The sequence below is a fragment of the Actinomyces sp. S6-Spd3 genome (assembly GCF_000758755.1).
Taxonomy (GTDB): domain Bacteria; phylum Actinomycetota; class Actinomycetes; order Actinomycetales; family Actinomycetaceae; genus Pauljensenia.
Genome location: NZ_JRMV01000099.1, coordinates 1 through 705 on the forward strand (window position 1 = coordinate 1; position 705 = coordinate 705).

Genomic DNA, 705 nt, shown 5'->3' on the forward strand with positions numbered 1-705 from the left:
AAAGCGCCGATGTTGATTCCGGAATAATAGATTGAAAACCCTGCGTCGCGCCGTCTATCGCCTTGCTCGTATAGCTCTCCGACCATTGTCGAGACATTTGGCTTCAATAGACCCGTACCGAGAATAATTAGAGCTAAACCGACCCAGGTTGAGAACTCTCGGGGGATTCCCATAAAAATGTGTCCGCTGGCAATAAGGACGGAACCCCATAGAACGGAGCGATACGTACCGACAACTCGGTCCGCTATCCAAGCACCGACGAGGGCCAACAAATAAACTAGAGCACCGTATGCTGCTACCACAGAAGATGCGGTTTGCTGATCGTAGCCTAGTCCTCCTGAGGCTATAGCGTCGGCGAAGTAGAGAGCCAAGATAGCTTGGAAACCTAAATATGAGAAACGTTCCCACAGCTCCAGATTGAAAAGTGCTGCCAATCCACGAGGATGGCCAAAAAATGACGTGTCGGCGCGAACATTTCGGTCTTGTTTGCGCGCTTCAGAAATAGACGTGGAAGGGGAGACCATCGAATTAGAGTTCTGGTCAGACATAAATAATCCTTAATTCCCATAGAGAATACGCGAGGGAGCACGCGCGAAATGACCGATTAGTGCGCCAAATATCCTCCTAATCTTGGGATCATCATTCGCCAGGATAACAAACTAGCCCGTTGCGTCAACAGCTAAGATGTTCCCGTCTTATTAAGGA

At 49.1% G+C, this 705-nt stretch carries 1 protein-coding gene; it reads right to left on the bottom strand.

What is annotated here, in order from left to right; translation table 11 throughout:
* Positions 1 to 548 (bottom strand): oligopeptide:H+ symporter (locus HMPREF1627_RS00595; protein WP_158705783.1); only part of this gene is annotated, 548 nt, incomplete at its 3' end.
* Positions 549 to 705: the final 157 nt, after the last annotated feature.